Annotated in this window: 15 protein-coding genes; 11 read left to right on the forward strand and 4 right to left on the reverse strand. The window is 51.2% G+C overall.

Annotation, left to right across the window (positions count from 1 at the left end):
* Window positions 1–38: 38 nt before the first annotated feature.
* Both ACFQ0N_RS13300 and ACFQ0N_RS13305 read right to left on the reverse strand, forming a co-directional pair.
* Window positions 39–1,637, reverse strand: a complete 1,599-nt coding sequence (locus ACFQ0N_RS13300; RefSeq protein WP_379326756.1) for a response regulator transcription factor — start codon at window positions 1,635–1,637, stop codon at window positions 39–41.
* Window positions 1,618–3,447 carry a sensor histidine kinase gene (locus tag ACFQ0N_RS13305; protein WP_379326758.1) on the reverse strand — a complete coding sequence of 610 codons (1,830 nt, stop codon included), beginning with the start codon at window positions 3,445–3,447 and terminating at the stop codon, window positions 1,618–1,620. Before ACFQ0N_RS13305 ends, ACFQ0N_RS13300 begins: the two co-directional genes overlap by 20 nt.
* Window positions 3,448–3,611: 164 nt before the next feature.
* Here ACFQ0N_RS13305 and ACFQ0N_RS13310 point away from each other — a divergent pair, with 164 nt between their 5' ends.
* The 9 genes from ACFQ0N_RS13310 (at window position 3,612) to ACFQ0N_RS13350 (ending at window position 12,978) form a co-directional block, all read left to right on the forward strand.
* Window positions 3,612–5,009: an ABC transporter substrate-binding protein gene (locus ACFQ0N_RS13310; RefSeq protein ID WP_379326760.1), complete on the forward strand. Its 1,398-nt coding sequence runs from the start codon at window positions 3,612–3,614 to the stop codon at window positions 5,007–5,009.
* Window positions 5,010–5,032: 23 nt separating this feature from the next.
* Window positions 5,033–5,947, forward strand: a complete 915-nt coding sequence (locus tag ACFQ0N_RS13315; RefSeq protein ID WP_379326762.1) for a carbohydrate ABC transporter permease — start codon at window positions 5,033–5,035, stop codon at window positions 5,945–5,947.
* Window positions 5,948–5,959: 12 nt separating this feature from the next.
* The gene (locus tag ACFQ0N_RS13320; protein WP_379326764.1) at window positions 5,960–6,799 is read left to right on the forward strand and encodes a carbohydrate ABC transporter permease; all 840 of its coding nucleotides are present in this window, start codon (window positions 5,960–5,962) and stop codon (window positions 6,797–6,799) included.
* Window positions 6,800–6,834: 35 nt separating this feature from the next.
* Window positions 6,835–7,731: a dihydrodipicolinate synthase family protein gene (locus ACFQ0N_RS13325; RefSeq protein WP_379326766.1), complete on the forward strand. Its 897-nt coding sequence runs from the start codon at window positions 6,835–6,837 to the stop codon at window positions 7,729–7,731.
* A gap of 112 nt (window positions 7,732–7,843) precedes the next feature.
* Window positions 7,844–8,770 (forward strand): AraC family transcriptional regulator, encoded by a 927-nt coding sequence (locus ACFQ0N_RS13330; RefSeq protein ID WP_379326768.1) that lies wholly within the window; start codon window positions 7,844–7,846, stop codon window positions 8,768–8,770.
* Between the two features lie 89 nt (window positions 8,771–8,859).
* Complete coding sequence (locus ACFQ0N_RS13335) at window positions 8,860–9,918, forward strand: Gfo/Idh/MocA family protein (protein ID WP_379326770.1); 1,059 nt, start codon at window positions 8,860–8,862, stop codon at window positions 9,916–9,918.
* Entirely contained in the window at window positions 9,915–10,754 is an 840-nt protein-coding gene (locus tag ACFQ0N_RS13340; protein ID WP_379326772.1) for a Gfo/Idh/MocA family protein, read from the forward strand. The genes ACFQ0N_RS13335 and ACFQ0N_RS13340 overlap by 4 nt, the downstream gene beginning before the upstream one ends.
* Window positions 10,755–10,977: 223 nt before the next feature.
* Window positions 10,978–12,003, forward strand: coding sequence for a Gfo/Idh/MocA family protein (locus ACFQ0N_RS13345; protein ID WP_379326774.1), 1,026 nt, complete (start codon window positions 10,978–10,980; stop codon window positions 12,001–12,003).
* A 90-nt stretch (window positions 12,004–12,093) separates the two neighbouring features.
* The gene (locus ACFQ0N_RS13350) at window positions 12,094–12,978 is read left to right on the forward strand and encodes a helix-turn-helix domain-containing protein (RefSeq protein WP_379326776.1); all 885 of its coding nucleotides are present in this window, start codon (window positions 12,094–12,096) and stop codon (window positions 12,976–12,978) included.
* A 103-nt stretch (window positions 12,979–13,081) separates the two neighbouring features.
* On the opposite strand, the gene ACFQ0N_RS13355 is transcribed toward ACFQ0N_RS13350, so the two are convergent.
* A complete protein-coding gene (locus ACFQ0N_RS13355; RefSeq protein WP_379326778.1) occupies window positions 13,082–13,927 on the reverse strand; it encodes a phytanoyl-CoA dioxygenase family protein in 846 nt (281 codons plus the stop codon).
* Window positions 13,928–14,149: 222 nt separating this feature from the next.
* Here ACFQ0N_RS13355 and ACFQ0N_RS13360 point away from each other — a divergent pair, with 222 nt between their 5' ends.
* Window positions 14,150–15,337, forward strand: a complete 1,188-nt coding sequence (locus ACFQ0N_RS13360; protein WP_379326780.1) for an acyltransferase — start codon at window positions 14,150–14,152, stop codon at window positions 15,335–15,337.
* Window positions 15,338–15,990: 653 nt separating this feature from the next.
* Here ACFQ0N_RS13360 and ACFQ0N_RS13365 read toward each other — a convergent pair.
* Window positions 15,991–17,946, reverse strand: coding sequence for an FAD-dependent oxidoreductase (locus tag ACFQ0N_RS13365; protein ID WP_379326782.1), 1,956 nt, complete (start codon window positions 17,944–17,946; stop codon window positions 15,991–15,993).
* Window positions 17,947–18,213: 267 nt separating this feature from the next.
* Here ACFQ0N_RS13365 and ACFQ0N_RS13370 point away from each other — a divergent pair, with 267 nt between their 5' ends.
* Window positions 18,214–19,425, forward strand: coding sequence for an acyltransferase (locus ACFQ0N_RS13370; protein WP_379326784.1), 1,212 nt, complete (start codon window positions 18,214–18,216; stop codon window positions 19,423–19,425).
* Window positions 19,426–19,439 lie beyond the last annotated feature (14 nt).

Consider the following 19,439-nt stretch of genomic DNA (forward strand, 5'->3'; position numbering starts at 1 on the left):
AGGAGAAATGGGAGAAAATCAAGAAAAAGTGGACAAAATTATTGATTGCGGAATTCCGAAGGCGTCATCCCCACTTTTTTCTTGAAGAGCCGGCTGAAATATTTCTCATCCTGGTAGCCGACCAGCCGGGCGATTTCGTAGGTTTTGACCGAAGCTCCTCGTAGCAGCTCTTTTGCCCGGTCGAGCCGCACCTGGGTCAAATAATCGGTTACATTCATCCCCTTCACCTGTTTGAACAAAAAACTGAGATAGACGGGCGAGACGAATACTTCCCTGGCGAGCGTATCCAGCGAGATCGCTTCGGCATAGCGGGCATCGATATAACGCTTGACCGTCTCAACAATGCTGTTTTTTCCGGAATGGCGCAAGGTGACCGTACGATCCAACAATTGCCGGAAATAAGAGCGCGCTACGTCCTGAAGCTGGCTAAGCGCAGCGGCGGCGAGAACAGCCTCCACGCGTTCGGCGGTCAGCAGCTCCTGCGGCTTTAGCGCCGGATGCAGCTCCGCAAGCGCATTGGCTGCCAGCAGCATGGCCTGCAGCATGGCGGTACGGGTTGCGGACACGGACGTGTCCTGCCGGGCGAGGGCTGCGAAGAAATCAGCCATCCAGTCTTCCAGCAGTGCCGGATCGCCGGCCCGCAGGGCGTTTTCCAGCCGCTCCTCCTCCCCTGTCCAGCCGGGTAAAGCATGTCCCCGCTCTGAAGAGCTGCCTGATTGCAGTAGCTCGTTATAGCCGATGAGCTCATTCGGGCCGGTATAGTATTGGCGTTCGAGCGCAGCAGCCGCCTGGGCGAGGGCGGTCGGGCCGTCGCAGAGAAGATTGGCGCCTGCCGAAGAGATGCCGATCGTCACCAAAAATTGCAGTGTCGTATGAATATTATGAATAAGCTGTTTCAAGCACTGCTGAAAGCGGTCGTCACCGCCGCTGCCATTAATATTCAGCAGCAGCGCAAAGCGGGGAACGGATTCATCGAGCACGACACAGAACGGATTCCAATCGGCCAACGTTTCTTCCGCGATATTGGCGACCGCATAATTCATCAGCCGGCGGTCCTCATACAAATAGGCCTTGGGGTCGTCAGGGTTTTGGATGATGTCCATCAGGATAACATAAAAGGGAGCCGGCTGCAGCGTCATTTGCAGCTCTGCCAACTTGCCTGCCAGCTGCGCCTCATCCATTTTCGTCCCCTCCAGCAGGGAGCGGACTAGCCGTTCGCGCGCAATTGCCCGCTGCTCCCAAGACTGCCGCGCCTTTTTCTGCTCCTGCTGCCATTCCTCTTTGGCGCGCAGCACCGTCTTCAGCAGCTGTTCGATGTCCGGCGGCTTCAGCACATAGTCAAGCGCTCCAAGCTGCAGCGCCTGCCGAGCATATTCAAACTCGTCATGGCCGCTCAGTATGATTGCTTTATGCGGGATATGGCGTTCTTTTAGCTCGGCCAACAGCTCCAGTCCGGTCATCAGCGGCATTTTGCAATCCAGCAGCAGTAGATCGGGGCGCGTCTGTTCGATTTGCCGGAGGGCAGCGACGCCGTTGTCGGCAGGAGGAAGCCACTGGAAGCCATGCTCCTCCCACGGAACCAGGGTGCGCAATCCCCGGGCAACAATCGGTTCATCGTCAATGACCATAATTTTCATAGCGCGACCTCCATTCTTCTTCACTTCTAACGATAGGCAGCCGCATAATAATCAGTGTTCCCTCGCCGGGGGCGCTTTCAATATGAAGTCCATATTCGGGGCCAAGCAGCATCTGCAGCCGTTCATTTACATTGCGGACGCCATAGCCGCCCTGGCTGCGGCTCGAAACCTGCAGCAGGCTGGAAACTTGAGCGGCACTCATCCCCCGGCCGTTATCTTGAACGTAAAGCACGATCTGCTCCTCCATCTGCCGGGCAGTTATGCGCAGCAGACCCGGTTGTTCCGCGCTGCCGTCAAAGGCGTGAACAATCGCATTTTCCACAATCGGCTGCAGCAGCAGCTTCATCGTGTAGCATGGTTCGACTGCGGGATCAATATCATATTCCGGCCGGAAGCGATTCGGAAACCGCGCATGCTGAATCCGGATATAAGCCTTGATCTGGACGAATTCCTGCGCGAGCGGGTAATAATCATTGCCTTTATTGAGGGAGAGCCGGAACAGCTCGCTCAAGGAACGAACGACCTGAGCCGTCTCGTCGTCGCCGTTAATTTTGGAATTGAAAAAAATATAATCAAGCGTGTTATAAAGAAAATGCGGCTCAATCTGGGTCTGCAGCGTCTTCAGCTCGATGATTTTTTGGTTCGTCTGGGTAATGTACACCTTCTGGATCATATCGTTCAATTCGGTGATCATCTCATTGTACTTGTGGGTAAGCAGCCCGATTTCGTCGCGGGATTCAACCGGCACCTCCTGCTTGATATTGCCATGTCGAAAATGGCTCATCGAACGCAGCAGCTTTTTGATCGGCAGCGTGATGCTCCGGGACAGCAAGAAGGAGATCAGCATGACGACAAGCAGCAAAGAAACTGTCAGCAGCAAGGTAATCCGTAGAACGATGCTGTACTGCTTCTCAATATCCTGAAGCGGGGTAAGACTGACGACATGCCAGCCGTAACCGTCGATGACCGTACTGGCGCTCAGATAGGAATCGTCGCTGGTCGTGAAGATGCTGCTGTCCCCCTGCTCTAGCAGGCGCCGGGTCTCCTTGATGTTGCTTTCCCACAAGTTATTCATGCGCTTATCCTCCAGCTTGCTGGCAATAAGCTTGTAATTGTCGTCAAACAGCAGGAGATTGGTCGTCTGGCTGATCTTTACATCCTGAATAATCGATGCGAGAAATTGCCGGTTAATGCCCAGAAACAGCATTCCCAGCTTGTCCTCCGGATCATAGTTGTTAATGATGCGCCTGCCCATCGTCACCTCATCATAGCTGCGAGGGTGAATGAACAGCGGCGCGCTGGAGGAGGACAGTAGAGCTTGTCCGTCCCGGGAAGCGGTGGCGATATAGAGCGGGTCATTCTGAAATTCCTGATACGGCACGACCTGCCTGTAGTAATTTGCAAAATCCCGGTAGAGAAAGTCATTTTCGCCGTAAATAATAATGAATGACAAGTATTTTTTCGCCAGCTTCAGATTGGAAAGATACTCCATAATCATTTTTTGCCGATTGGCGGCAGAGGAGGCTGACACAGCCGAAGAATCGGGAGATGCCGCCGAAGCATCGCCAAGCAGCATCTGGATCGTTTCATTGGTCATGATAAACGAGGAAATATCTTGGGCGTCATTGAGCGTCTGCCGGATGATATCGGCCACGAGCCGGATTGTCTGCTCCTGATTTTGTTCCGTCTGCTGCTGTACCAAACCAGTAGAAATCAGGTACGAGGAAGCTCCCAAGCCGAGCAAAGGAATCAGCACAAGCAGCAAAAAAGAGAGCAATATTTTCGTCTGCAAGCGCTTAAATGGAACCATTTTGCACCCCCTCTCGGCAACCCTGGCGATAGTGAACCCTATTATATAGCCAACAGCTTGAAAAAGTCCACCAAACCTTGAGGGCGTCTCATTGTCGCTCGACCCGGCGCCCGGTAAGATAATTACAGCAGAACACCTATATGATGAACCGGAGGGGGACAAACATGACAAGGAATAAAACGATTTTGTCGTTATCGTTAGTGATGATGCTCATGGCCGGAACCGCGCTTGCCGGATGCAGCTCCAGCACAGGGCAAACCGGCGGTGGAAACGGAAGCAATAAAGGAAGTGCCGGCAGCGGCGACAATAATGGCGGGACAGCGGCAACCGGCGAGACTGTCGATTGGTCGCAGGTGGAGGCCGATATTCGCTTTGTTTATCCGGGAACCTCGGAGCTCGAGAAGGAGCTGGCCGAGCAGTTCAAGGCCAAAATGAAAGAGAAATATCCGAAGGTCAACATTGAATATATGTTTCTTTCCTGGAATGATATGGAGAAAAAGCTGGCGGTTATGATCAATTCCAACGACTGGCCGGATATGACGATGACACAGGACGTAACCAATCTGGTACAGCTGAAAGGGCTGGCGGACCTCACGCCATTTTTGAATGCAGCAGACAGCAAGATCAAAAGGGATAATTTCTTGCCGGGGACGCTGGAATACGTATCGCGGGGTGACGCGGTCTATTACATTCCGAATCTGGTCAACTCCTTTAGCCTAATGGTCAATGAGGCCATGCTTGAAGAGGCGGGCATGAAGCTTGATGAGCTGCGAACTTGGGCGGATGTCGAGCGGGCGGCGGAACTGATGACGAAGGATGGCAAGTATGGTTTTGGTTACCCGCTTGGAGCGTCCCGTTTTGCCTTCCGCGTTCCGTTCACTGCCGGTTACAGCAATGAACTGGTGCTTGATGATACTTCAGAAACGAGCAAGCAAAAATATTTGGAAACGCTGCAGCACATGCAAAATCTCGAGAAATTCCAGCCGAAGGCCCATCTGACCTGGGGTTACCCGGAAATGTTCCGTGCGTTCAGCAACGGCGAAGTGGGCATGATTGCCGCCGGTACCTTTTTCTCGGCCAATGTATACAGCATTAATCCGGACATTATGAATACTGCCCGGGCGATTCCTTATCCGAGCGGTCCATCTGCGGCCAAACCGCAGGCTCCGGTCTCCAGTGTCGGGGTTGCGATGTTCGAAGGCAGCAAGCATAAGGAGCTGGTATGGAAGCTGATGGAGGAGTGGTCGTCTGCGGAATTCAACACAACCCAAGCGGCAACGGTCAATATTAGCGCCTTTAAGGATGCGAATCTTGAGGCGATTATCGAGAAGGCAGAGAGCATCTATCCGAAGACGATCGACGGGCATAAGCGTCTGCTGGAGGATTTCAATGCCATGGTCAATACAGCGGGCGCTCCGATGGCGACGATTCCGGGGCAAAGCGAGATGGAGGTTGTCGTACAGGACAATATGCAAAAGCTGCTGACCGGTAAAAGTACGGTGGAGGAATCTTATGAAGCGATTCGCGCGGGCATCGACGCCATCAAAGCCAAATTCAACTAGAGCGGCAAAGGAGGAGGAAGGCAATGGCTCAGCTTAATCCGGTCATGCGGAGACGCTCTTCGGTATGGAAGCGGTACGGCTTCGGCTACTTCCTGCTCTCCCCAGTCATTCTATATGTTGTGGTGTTCCAGTTCTATCCGTTGTTCGATACGGTCAGGCTGAGCCTGTATGATTACTCGCTGCTCAGCGGGAGGGGGATATCCTTTAACGGGCTGGAGAACTACAAACAGCTGCTGCTGGCGGATGCACAGTTCTGGCCGATTTTTGTCAACAGCTTGCTATGGGTGCTTGGGTCTACCATACTGCAATTTGCCGTAGCGGTCCCGGTCGCGCTTGTGCTGAATCAGAAGCTGAAAGGGCGCGGCCTGTGGCGCGGATTGGTGATGGTGCCATGGGTAGCTCCGGTAGTCATTATCGGGATCGTGTGGAAGTGGATCTATGACGGGCAGTACGGCCTGCTCAATTATTACCTCAAGGAGCTGCAGCTGATCGGCGAGAACATTGTCTGGCTAGGCGATGAATTTTGGGTCTGGCCGGCCTTGCTCCTCACCTCGACGTGGAAAGGGTTCCCATATATTACGTTGATGATTCTTTCCGGTCTGCAAGGCATCTCCAGCGATATGAAGGAAGCCGCACAGATTGACGGAGCTACGGCCTGGCAGCGGTTTATCCATGTCACGCTTCCGCTGCTGAAGCCGATTATGTACGTCACCGGTCTGGTGTCGATTATCGCTTCCTGGACCAAGTTTGAGATGATTTGGGCACTTACCGGGGGCGGCCCGGGGTATGCGACAAGCATATTGCCGACCTATCTGTATACGAACTCCTTTGTCTACTTTGATCTGGGCAAGGGCGCGGCAATCGGGACGCTGTCTATGGTGCTGATTCTGATCATTGCGTTTCTATATTCCAGGCTGCTAGGCAGAAATATCGATTAGGAGGGCATAGCCATGATGCAACCGATGGCGCATCGCCTTTGGAAATACAGCAGCCTGCTGCTTGTTATGCTGTTTACACTTCTTCCTTTTCTTTGGCTGCTCAGTACAACAATCAAGCCGGTGGAGCAGATTTTCGCTTCCGTCCCGGTCTGGTGGCCATCGAAGATAACGTTTAGCCACTATCAGTGGGCGTTCAGTCCGCAAGGCATCGAGCTGGGGCAGCTCCTCTTCAACTCGCTGCTCGTCTGCGGCATAACCGCTGTCCTGACAGGCATTATCGCTTGTATGAGCGGTTATGCACTGGCACGGTATCAGGTGCCGGGCATCCGTCTAGTGTTCGTTCTTCTTGTACTGGCGCAAATGATTCAGGGACCGCTTATTATGATTCCGTGGTATAAATTTGCGGCGGCAGCTTCCCTGCTCAATACGAAAACGATTCTGGTCATGATTTACGGCACGATGACCGTCCCGGTGGCCGCCTGGATTATGAGCGGCTTTTTCAAAACGATCCCGCTGGAGCTGGAGGAGGCAGCCGTCATTGACGGAGCTTCCAAGTTTACGACGCTGTATCGCGTCATTATTCCACTAGCGCTGCCAGGCTTGGTCGCGATCAGCTTATACGCATTTATACTTGGGTGGAACGACTACCAGTATTCGCTGATTCTCACCAATTCTTTGTCAGCCAAGACCGTTCAGGTTGGGATCGCGGAGGTCATGGAAAGTATGGGGCAGACCAACTGGGGCGGCATCCTGGCCAGCGGCGTGATCGTCATTTTGCCGATTATCGTCATTTTCGCGGTGATCCAGCGGTTTTTGATCGAAGGAATGACGGCAGGCAGTGTAAAAGGCTAGCATAAATATAAGCATTGAAGCGGAGGGAACGATTTTTGGCTCACGAGGATTATAAAGGTATTTATCCGGCGCTGTTGACGCCGATGCTGGAGGATGGATCGATCGATGAACGTTCGCTGCAGCGTCATGTGGAACGTCTGCTGTCGCAGGGCGTGCATGGTTTTTATGTAGGCGGCAGTACCGGAGAAGCATTCATGCTGGATAGGGAAGAGCGGATGCGAATATTGGAGACGGTTATCCGGGCCAATGACGGAAAAGGCAAAATTATTGCCCATGTCGGCAGCATTGGTACACGCGAGACGATCAAGCTGGCGCGCCATGCCGAGGAGGCAGGTGCGGATATGCTGTCGGCAGTCGTTCCCTTCTATTATAAGGCAGGGATGAAGGAGATCCGCGACCATTACCTGACGATCATGACAGCAACAAAGCTGCCGATGCTGATTTATCATTTTCCGGGAGCGACGGGCGTCAGCTTGTCCATGGATTTCTATGAGGAAATGGCTAAGGAAGAGCAGTGTATCGGCGTCAAGTTTACATCGCTTAATCTGTTTGAGATGCAGCAAATACGAGCTCGCTGCGGCAAAGACTTCCTGATTTTCAACGGGCATGATGAGGTGTATGCGGCAGGTGCGCTAATGGGCGCAGACGGCGCGATAGGCAGCACCTTTAATATGATGCCAGGGCTGTTCGTAGAAATGTTCCGCTGCGCTTCAAGCGGGCAGTGGGAAAAGCTGCCGAAGCTGCAGGAGCAGGCGAATGAAATTATTGCCGATTTGGTCCGCTATGATGTCATCGCTTATGAGAAATATGTCGCTCATCTGCAAGGCAGCTTGGCGCATCCAACCGCCAGACAGCCGCTCCCGCAGCTGACGGCACAGCAGCAGGAGGAGATCCGCCGCTTCTTTGCAGGAAATTCGCTGCTTAAGCTTTGAAGAAGTCGTCTCCCGGCAGTTGTCAGCTGCTGGCGAGACGACTTTTTACGTTGCTAATCGCGGACGGTATCAGTACACTTGAAGTATCCTGTAGCTGATGGAGGACAAGCAGATGGCGGACAGACGGAGAAGCCGTTCTCGTTCTGAGCGAGACCGAATCAAGTTTCAATTCGACAATTCTTACTTTCACAATCCGCAATTGCACGAGTCGGTGCTGCTTTATCAGATCGGGGATGTGAGCTGTGCCGCAGGCTTTGCTATCGGTCCTCATAAACAGTACTGCTATGAGATTAGCTACATTGTATCGGGCAAAGGCTCATTTTCGGTGAATGGCGAGGTCTATCACGTCCAGGAGCGGGATATTATTTTGAATGTGCCGGAGGAAATCCATGACGGCGAAGCCGATCCGCTAGAGCCCTTCCGTTATTTTTATGTCGGCTTCAACTTTGATGCCGAGGCTCGAGAGGGCTACTCGATGGCTGCCATAAAGGAACTGTTCGATCGGGTAGAGCGCCCGGTGCTGGCAGATCGGTTCGGTATCGATGTACCGTTCATTCGCATATTGGATGAGCTTCACAATTTGAAGGAATATTCGGCGCTAATGATCAGCATGTATCTGCATCAAATTATTGTACTGGCCTACCGGAATTTTGCCGAGCAGCAGAATCGGACGATCAAAGCGGCCAGTTATGTGCAAGTGGACGAGCAGAAGAAGATTGTATATGAAGTCATACAATATATTGATGCCAATCTGCTGCGGATTACAGAGCTGGGCAAGGTGGCCGAGGAACTCCATTACAGCTACTCCTATCTCTCTCATATATTCAAGAAGGAAGTCGGGATGACGATTAAGGAATATTTCGACAGTAAACGGTTCGAGCAAGCGGTTGAGTGGCTGAAGCTTGGCGGGATGACAATTACCCAAATGGCGGACAGGCTGCACTACCAATCGATTCATACGTTCAGCAAAGCCTTTCGCAATAAATTCGGCATTTCTCCTTCCGAATATCAAGCGCTGCTGCATAGCAGCAAAAAATGAACAATGGCAGCACAAAAAAAGTTAAAGTAAAGGATCGGGCAACTTGCTATGATGAATCCGTCATCATATTTTGAGGAGGCGCCGATTCTATGAAAAAAACGAAAATTGCCGTGATTGGCTGCGGAACCATTGCTACGTCACAGCATATTCCAGCTTATGCCCGCAATGAACGGGCTGAGATTAAATATTTGGTCGATATTAGACAAGAGCAGGCTGTTAAGCTGGCAGAAAAATATAACGTACCGCATACAGCGGCGGACTATAAGACCATTCTGGACGATCCTGAGGTAGAGGCGGTTTCGATCTGTACGCCGAACGGCACCCATGCCGAGATTGCGATCGCATGTCTGAATGCAGGCAAGCATGTGCTGTGCGAGAAGCCGGCAGCGATCAATATTGAGGAAGTGCGCGAAATGCAAGCCGCGGCCGAGCGCACCGGACGCATGCTCAATATTGGCGTCGTCAATCGTTTCAATACGGCCGTAAACAAAATTAAGGAACTGATCGACGCCGGCGAGCTGGGCAATGTTTATCACATTTATTGCTCGTTCCGTGCCCATCGCTCCATTCCGGGACTTGGCGGACAATTTACGACAAAAGCACTTTCGGGCGGCGGGGTGCTTATCGACTGGGGTGTACACTTCCTGGATCTGATCTTCTATGCTACCGGCCAGCCGAAAGTACGTACCGTTTCCGGTGCAATCTATAATGAAATGGCTAAAAATATGAAGGATTACGCCTATGTCGATATGTGGGCAGGCCCGCCAAATTACGAAGGCACCAACGATGTCGAGGATTTCGTTACAGGCCTTGTGCGCACAGAAGGGCCGACGATCAGCTTGAATGGGGCTTGGGCGCAAAATATCGGCGAGTCTGCGATGTTTGTCGAATTTTTAGGCGACAAAGCAGGTATCAAATTGCAGTACGGCGGCGATTTCAAGATTTATTCCGGCAAAGACGGTACGCTGTATGAAACATCGCCATCCTTTGCCAAGCAGGATATGTTCTATGAGGAAATCGACAGCTTCCTGGAATCGATTAGCACGATGACAAAAAATCGCGCCCATATCGACAATGCGCTCATTACTTCTGAAGTGATGGATGCGCTGTACCGGTCTGCCGCTGAGGGCCGCGAGGTGCAGCTATGAGCAAGATCGGCTTCATTGATTACTATATTGATGAATGGCATGCCAACAATTATCCGGCGTGGATCCGCGAGGCTGCCGCTGCGGGCGGCAAGAAATGGGACGTGGCCTACGCCTGGGCGGAAACAGTCAAAGAGGGCGGTATGGATACGGCGGCTTGGTGCGCAGAGCATAACGTACAAATGATTGAGTCGCTGGAGGAAATCGTCGCGCTGTCTGATGCGCTGATCGTGCTTTCTCCTGACAATCCGGAGCATCATGAGCGGCTCGCCGAGCTGGCCTTAAAATCGGGCAAGCCGGTCTACATCGACAAAACCTTCTCGCCGGATTTGGCGTCAGGAGAGCGGATGTTTGCGCTGGCTGCCGAGCATGGAACGCCGCTGTTCTCCAGCTCTGCCCTGCGCTTTTCGGAAGAGCTGCTGCAATTCGCCGCCTCGGATGTATTGGAATTCACGGCAGTAACCGGACCGGGACAGTTCGGCAATTATGCCGTTCATCAGCTGGAGATGATCGTGGCGCTGATGGGGCCGGGAGCGAAGCGGATGAAGAGCTTGTCGACTGCAAACGGGCGGCTGTTCGTTATCGATTACGGCGACGGCAGACAGGCGACTATGCAGCAGCTCGAAGCTGCGCCCTTCCAGGTGCTGCTGCAGATGAAAGACGGCCAAGGCGCAGCGCTCGGCTGCTCCAACTTTTTTCCGGGCTTGATCAGGGCCATGCTCGACTTTTTTGAATCCGGCAAGCCGCCTGTGCCGCAGGCGGAGACGCTGGAGATTATGGCGCTCATCGAAGCGGGCCGCCGCGCGCTCGCTGAGCAGGATCAATGGGTTGAAATTTAAGGCTGAGAATTTAAGTGTAACAAGCAAACAACCACCGCATTCTGGGCTGATAGCCTACGCGGTGGTTTTTACTTCTCTTGGCGCAGGAATTAGCGAATAAAATCCGAATAGAGTAAGAGTGAAGAATTGCGTCTGATGGCGTTTGCGAAGAGGAAGGAATAACTGCCGGAGAGCACGATATGCGCCTAAGTCGCTTACTTTAAAGTGAGATGGAGGGGTAGCAATGTCAATCTTGCGGTTTGTTGTTGCAGGTACTGGCTGGGTAGCGGGAGAGTATTTGAAAGCGATTGATCAACGTCAGGATGCCGAGGTATACGGAATTGTCAGCGCCAATAAAGAGCGCGCCGGGGCGCGGCTGGCAGAGCTTGGCATCGATGCGCGGGTATTTGAGCGCTATGAGGATGCGGTGCAGGATGCCAATGTCGATGTGATTGTCCTCTGTTCAACGCCTGGGCAGCGGCGGGAACAGACGATACTGGCTGCGCAGCATGACAAGCATCTCGTACTGGAGAAGCCGCTGGCCATGAACCGCGATGATTTGCGGGCGATGGGCGATGCGATTGAAAGCAGTTCGGTGAAAACGGTTGCGGGTTTTGTGCTGCGCTGGAATCCATCCTTCGCTAACACCAAAGCGTTGATCGATGATGATGCGCTGGGCCGTATCTTTATGGCGCAAATCGACTATTGGCATTTTGTTGGCCCCCAATACCGACAGTATGTCTGGAGTAAGACGAAGGCGCTGGGGGGAAGCAGCATGCTGTCCGCCGGCTGCCATGCTGTCGATGCAGTCCGTTATTTTGCCGGCGAGATTACAGAGGTGACGGCGTACAGCTGCCGGACCTGGGCGGATAGCGATTACGAATTCGATCCGAATGCGATTGCCATCTTCAAGCTGAGCAACGGCGGGATCGGTAAAGTGTCCTCCTCGCTGGAGTGCAAAACGCCGTACAAGTTCAATGTGCATTTGCTTGGCGAAAAGGGCGCAATCATGAATAACCAGTTTTTTAGCCATAAGCTGCCGGGGCAGACAGAATATGCGACGATACCGACAATTTTGCCGGATAGCGGGGATGTTTCGCATCATCCGTTCGCCGAGGAAATTGCCGACTTCATACAGGCGATCCGGAATGATGTAAAGACGCGCTGCGACTTTTCCGATGCGCTGCGCTCTATGGAGGTGGCCTTCGCCATCGATGAATCGATCGCCAGCGGCAAGAGCGTCCAGGTGCCTGCGGCAGGAAGCCAGTGACGTCCATGGTAAGGCACCCGCCTCGCTGAGCGCTCGGCTGAAGGACAGCCCCAGGAAATGCAGCGTAGAATTTGAAATGTGGTGAATAGAGTGGAACAGACGGCGCGCTGGGTATTTGAGGACGAGTCCTTCATCCCGGAGGTTGTAACCTTTGGTTATGACGATTTGCGTGAGGCATTGTTGCTAACGGAGCATCATCACGCGGGCTGCTTCGAATTTGTCTATATGGAGAAAGGGCGAACGGTCTGGGAGGTTGACGATCGTACCTTCGAGACGAAGAGCGGCGAAGTTTTTACGGCATTTCCGGACGAGGTGCATAAAGGGAATTATGATATTATCGAGCCGTGCCGCTTTTGGTGGATTATTGTGCGGGTTCCTCCGGACGAAGAGCGGCAGGTACCGGCCGCCGATAAGCAATCCAGATGGTTGCGGCTGGCGCGCGACGAAGAGCAATCCATTTTGGAGGGTTTGCGCAATTTGCCGCGGGTCGTTTCGCTTGGTCCCGGAGCGAATCCGTTGTTCCGCAGAATACAAGCTGCGGCACAGCGGCAGGGAGAGCTGGATCGGCTGGAAGGGACGATGGCACTGCTCGAATTTCTGTTGATGCTGGTCCGTTGCAGCGATCAGCCGGATAAAGCGAATGCGACGATGCCGCGGGTAGCCGAGATCATTGCCCAACTGCCCGTTCGTTTGGGAAGTAGTCTATCTATCCCGGAGCTGGCTGAGGAAGCGGGACTGGGGACGACGCATTTTTATCGTTTATTTCAGGAAATGACCGGCTTGACGCCCAAAGCGTATATTGAACATCTGCGAATTGAAGAGGCGAGCCGCAGGCTGCTTTATACGGATGAGAGCATCACCAGCTTGGCGATGGATCTCGGCTTTACGACGAGCCAGCATTTTGCGACAGTTTTTCGGCGCATCAAGGGCAGAACGCCGACACAGTGGCGGCGGCAGTCCGGTAAGGCGCCTTAAGGCGGGAAGCTTCGGCAAAGCTGCGCGAGCTGGCCTATAAAAAATGAAAAACAGGGAGCACTGCCGGTTTGCGGGCAGGGCAACCTGTTTTTTGCTGTCATGACTAACTCTTATTTCTTGCGGAATACAGCACCGGAAAATATTCATTATCAAAGCGCTGTCCGGCGTACGGCCGCGGTCCGAGCAGTTTGATATTGCCATGGTACTGCACGCCTGGTCTGTAGAAGGTATCGTGCGGCATTAAGTGCGCAACAACCGACAGGCGCGGCTGATCGGTCATGTTCGGTCCGGAGCCGTGGAAAGTAAGCGAATGATGGAAGCTGGCGTGGCCGGCCTTCAGAATGCAAGGCTCCTCGACCCATTCGCGGCCGTCGGACGTGTATCTTTGCTTCAGCTTTTCCATATCCTGATCAAAGAACGTATCGCTGTCAGGGATAAGCCCCCATTTGTGCGAGCCGTTGATGCTCATCATGCCGCCGTTCGTCAAGTCGGTATCTTGCAGGGCAATCCAGACTGTAACCATATTGGTGGTGCTGGATGCCTGCCAATAACCATAGTCCTGGTGCCAGCCGACATTCCCTGCTTTTGTTCCCGCGCCGCTTGCACCGGGCTTGTAAATGAGCTGATCATGCCATAGGCGGACTTCTTCGGTTTGCATCAGGTAAGCGGCCATTTCACCGATGATCGGATCGGTTACGACATTTCGCACTTCATCGTTAATCCACCAGGCGTTATCCAGCTTGCGGATTTTCAGCGGATCGGCCGGCATCGACCAGCCGCCGTAATAGTCGAAGCCGTCTCCGTCATAGTCGCCGGACCAGATGCGGTCGTGCGCCTTGCGCAATCTTTCGATTTGCTCGTCGTCCAGCAGTTTGGGGCTGATCCAGTAGCCTTTTTCGTTGTAGGACTGCAGGTCTTGCTCTGTAAGTTTGGGAATGTTTTTTTCCATCGCGATCGCCTCCGATTTGGAATGTTAATCGTTCGATAAACCAAGAATAATCAAAACGAAACGAATTGACGTCCATAAGTCTGCAATGTAGAATCTGAAACATAGGCGAACACAATGAAACTCGCCAACCATATTTAAGCAAATGTTAAGAATTGCGGCTAGGAAATGATAAGAACCTTTTTGTAGACTATATAGCAGTCAGAAAGGGAGGTTCGCAAGTAGATGCAGGAAAAAGAGCAACTTCAACTGCAAAAGAGAGAAAGGCTGCCGCATGTGCAGCTTGTCAGGGCGATCGCGATCATTGGTGTGGTCACTGTCCATTCAACCGCAAGCGCCACGATTGACATGAAAGAATCGGGGATTTACTGGGCCTATAACTTCTTCAATATCTTTTTTCGGATGGGTACGCCAACCTTTTTGTTTTTGAGCGCTTTTGTGCTGTTTTACAGCTATTTTAACCGGCCGCTGGATGGCAAATTGCTGAAAAACTTTTATACGCGCAGATTGAAGTTCATATTAGTGCCGTATATTGTATTTTCGGTTATCTATTTTGCCATGCTACATGTTGTTTTTTATAAAAATCGCCCGCTTGGCGATACACTCTCTTCATTTTTTGATAAACTGCTGCACGGACAAGCCTACTCGCATTTATATTTTATTTTTATTAATGTGCAGTTCTATCTGTTGTTTCCTTTGCTGTTGATGTTATTCAAGCGCAAGCCTTCATGGACAAAGTGGGGGCTGGTTGCCGGGTTTATTATACAATGGGCATATATCGTGCTGAACAAGTATTACTTCCATATTCCCAATAAAGGCAGCTACTCGTTCTTTTACATGTCGAACTTTATGCTGGGGGCATTCCTCGGCATCTATTATCCGAAGGTGAAGAACTGGTTCATTATTTGCCGGGAGAATGCTACGGTGAGGCGCGTAATCGGCTGGAGCGTGTTATGGCTCTTCGGTTTGTGCGCGGCGGGCTTTGATGTTTATGTCTGGTATCAGGCCCGTGTGCATGCTACTCCGTTTCATCCACTGACTTATGAGCTGGCATGGAATTTGCATACTTATCCGGTAGCGCTCATGGGGCTGCAGATTGCACATTTTGCTTACAGGAAATTTCCAAAGAAGCTGGTGCGCTTTTTCCATCGCTTGGGTGAGCTGTCGTTCGGCATTTATTTGATCCACGAGATCTTTCTCTTTATTTACCACCGGTATTTGCCGAAAGCAACCGGAGCAAAGACGGTGCATCTCTGGTATGTGGGCGGATTTTTCTTTGCGATGATTTGTTCGTGGCTGGTTGTCGCCGCGGTTACAAGATGGCTGCCAGGGTCATGGGTGCTGTTCGGCAAGGTATCTTCGGATACGAAGGATAGGAAGCAAAAGGAGCAGTCAGAGGTAAAGCAGAGGTAAAGCCGGATGGCGTTGGCGCAGCAATCGGAATCAGATAAGTGATAAGAACAGGCAAAAAGGAAAGGACCTCAATTCTCGCTAGATAAGGCGGGGAGGAGGCCTTTTTTTGATGGTGGATTTCTAGTTCGCCCTCGATTGTACGAAAGACAACAATCTGCTCCTCCAGCGGGCTTAAACGGCGATGATTGCTGTAAAACTCAGCCGAATCCTGATTGGAATGTTGTATTGTGTGCATGTCTGTTGATTATCCAAAAAAAGTAATACATAGCGCTCAACCTTAAAAGCTGATCCCGACTTCCTTACCCCAAAACTAACTGGATTTTATGTAGGTAGATACGCCAGAACAGACAATTTTTGCAGTCTAACTGGAAATCATCCAGCTAGTTTGAGCCAAATCGCGTCTATCCATCTCTAACTCCCATTCTAACTGTAGGTTTTCCATCTAGTCCGGCTAACTAACGAACAAAACAAAAAATGAACTGTAGAAAATCCATTTAGTCCGCCAATACAACAATAGCGCCTCTACCCCAGCCTTCTCCTCCCCCGCCAACGGCGAACTGAAAAGGCGTATAAAATGTTGAAATTTGCCGCCAGTCAATTCAGACAGCATACAACGAAAAAGGAGCGCGGGCTCACCGCGCTCCAATCCAACACTATGATTGATTCCCTTCAGAAATGCTGTCCACTACATCTTTGAGCAGCAGATACATTTCTCCTTCTTTCAACTGCTTGCGATCCGCAATCATTGCAAAAGTATCAGCGTTCAACACCTTCCGGTTAACAAGCAGATCGACAGCATTGTCCAAATCCGTGCTCAAGCCTAACGAACAAGCGATTGTCAACGCAGCTTGCTCCAGGCTGAGCGGCACCTTTTCGGGGCTGGAGATTCCGGCCACCGCATCGTACGAATTGCCCGGCAATTGCGCGGGAAACTTTTTGCCAGCAAACTTCATCATGTTGACCATCCGCAGCGCGTTGGACTCGCCGTCAGGTGTGAAAGTCGAGTTATGATAGCCTCCGTTGGCAATCCCCAAGGATACGGCAACTTTCAGGCCCGGATAGGTTTTGTGTTTCATGTAAGGCTCTGGATCCAACTGATAAGGCTTCAGCTCCATTCCTTGCTCATTTAACCGGCTGTGCAGTTTTTCAATCCATTCCTTTGATTCCGACAATTGCTGAAAAGTCATGTTTTGTTCAGCTGCCAATACCGCTGCCGCTCCGGCTGCTTGGCCGGTAGCCATTCCGACCGGAATAACGCGCGCGCTGCCATGAGGCAACGTGTCGAAGCTGGCTGAACGTCCGACGACGAGCAGGCCGTCAACGCCTTTGGGAACGATGGAACGGAAAGGAACGGCATATTTTTTCGGCTGAACGACCACATTGCCGAAATGTTCAGGCGATGTACTTTGAATATCCGCCGAATAGGAACCAAAGGCGATGCGATCCCACTGGTCGCGGTTTTCGAGCAGATCTACAATGTTAAGGCGGTAGAGCCCGATCAGATGCCGCGTTTCGCGCACATACAGCTCTGGCGCGATGGCGTCCAATTCAACGTTGGCGAATTCGGGGTATTGCTTCAAATACTCGATGACATGCGGCACTTCGCGGTGGGCGATAGCCAGCCCCTCTTGGCGAGAAGCCTCATCCAACCCGTCGACACCGAAGATTTGCAGCGCATTAATGAGTGCAGTGCCGCCCTTTTGACGGCCGATGTTGAGGCCCCTCATGCGGGTGCGCTCTGGATCTACAGGTTTGTAGTCCTTCATTTCTTTAGCGTAGCCCCACGCCGTCCAATTGTTAATTCCGCTAACAGCCCCATTTTCAGCTGTATCAACCCGTTGCGCGATCTGCTTCCATACGTGATCGTCGACATTGCGCAGACGAAAGACCGCTGTAACGGCCATTCTAGCTTTCTCGTCACCCATATCTTCTCGGCCAATGGTAAACTCGGCGCCCGCCGCCGCGGCGATATCCGCGTCTTGCGTCGCATCAATTACGGTTGGCGCGAATATGTCCTGCGTTTTGCCATCCGGCATCGTAACTTTGATGCCTTTGACCGCTATTCTTTGATTGCCGCTAGAAGTAATTGGCTCGATTGCCTTTACGGACAATTGCAGATCGAGATTAGGCTCGGCCTTCACCAGCTTATAGAAAGCGTTGGCCGCCGTTGTCACGTCGAAAGAGTGGCTTTCAATTTGCTCATACCATTCTGAAAAGATACCTTTATTTAAATAGACCCCTTTGCCTTTGCCGTGATCTTGGACTGTCTTATCCCAGTTCATGTCGATACTGTTCAGCCAGCCTACAGTCATCAGGCCGCCAAGCACTTCGCGGTCTTGGCGGGGTTCGATCAACAGTGTTTTCGCTCCGTTTCGCGAAGCGGATATAGCAGCGGCAACCCCTTCAGGGTCTGTACCGACTACAATTACATCATACTGATCTTTAAGTCCAGTGACCGACAATACTGCAACCTGCTCCGGCTTCACCATTCCGTCAGTTTTGACCAAGTCCTTTTTCTGCCATAGCCAGGCTATGGCTCCCCCCGCACATACGACCGCGACCGCGCATAGCGTTGCCGCTATGATCGCAATCTTGCCTTTCGTTGCCATTCTATTTTCCTCCTTGTTATTCACTACACATAATTATAAAGGAGAAAACTGAACGAATGGCGATGGTTCTCCTTAACAAATTATTATGTAATTCTAAAGAAAACTTAATACTTTTGCGTTATTAATAGATTATTATGATATAATCGAACGAGAATAACCGCGGAAATGTTGCACATCATTCATGTTTAAGCAAAAATTAAGAAGTGTGTCGTTTGAAACAAAAATACCTTTCTGTGTTTATATCAGAGAGGGAGGGATGCGAACAAAATGCAAGAAAATGAGCAACTGCAATTGCAAGAAAGAGAAAAGCTGCCGCAGGTGCAGCTCATCAGGGCGATGGCGATCATTGGTGTTGTTACTGTCCATGCGACCTCTTTTGCAACGATTAAAATGAAAACTTCGGGGATTTACTGGGCATATAACTTCTTCAATATCTTTTTGCGGATGGGGACGCCCACCTTTTTGTTTTTGAGCGCTTTTGTGCTGTTTTACGGATATTTCAACCGGCCGATCAATGGCAAACTGCTGAAAAACTTCTACTCACGCAGGTTAAAGTTCATATTAGTTCCATATATTGTATTTTCAGTGATATATTTTACAATAATGCACTATACCTATTATGAGAATCGCGCATTCGCTGATACCATCGATTCGTTTTTTGACAAGCTGCTGCACGGACAGGCTTACACGCACTTATATTTTATTTTTATTAACGTACAATTTTACGTATTGTTCCCATTGCTGCTGATGATTTTCAAACGCAAGCCTTCGTGGACAAAATGGGGACTGATTATTGGGTTTATTGTACAGTGGGGCTATATCCTGTTGAACAAATATTATTTGGATATTGACAATAAAGCGAGCTATTCCTTCTTCTATATGTCGAACTTTATGCTGGGAGCATTCCTTGGCATCTACTATCCGAAGGTAAAAGAATGGTTCATCATTTGCCGGGAAAATGCTACGAGAAGGCGCATAATCGGCTGGAGCGTGCTCTGGATCTTTGGCTTGTGCGCAGCGGCTCTGGATATATACATCTGGTATGACACCCGCATGAACGGTGCGAGGTATAATGCGCTAATGTTTGAGTTTGCGTGGAATATGCATACGTATCCTGTTGCGCTGATGACGCTGCAAATTGCACATTTTGCCTACCGAAACTTTCCGAAGTGGATCGTTCGCTTTTTCCACCGTTTAGGCGAGCTATCATTTGGCATATACTTGGTTCATCCGCTATTTCTCTTTTATTATCGGCAGTATCCTCCGACGGCGACCGGAGGGAAAATTGTCCATCTGTGGTATTTGGGCGGTTTTTTCGTCGCGATGGCCGGTTCATGGCTGGTAGTAGCGGCGATTACTAGGTGGGTGCCGGGATCATGGATGCTGTTCGGCAAGGTATCTTCGGATACGAAGGAAAGGAAGCGGAAGGAACAAAAGTCCAAACCGGGACAAATGGTGTTTACACAAGGCAGTGATTGAAAGATCCGCCCAAA

The organism is Paenibacillus sp. GCM10027626, from assembly GCF_042676285.1.
Lineage (GTDB): Bacteria > Bacillota > Bacilli > Paenibacillales > Paenibacillaceae > Paenibacillus_Z.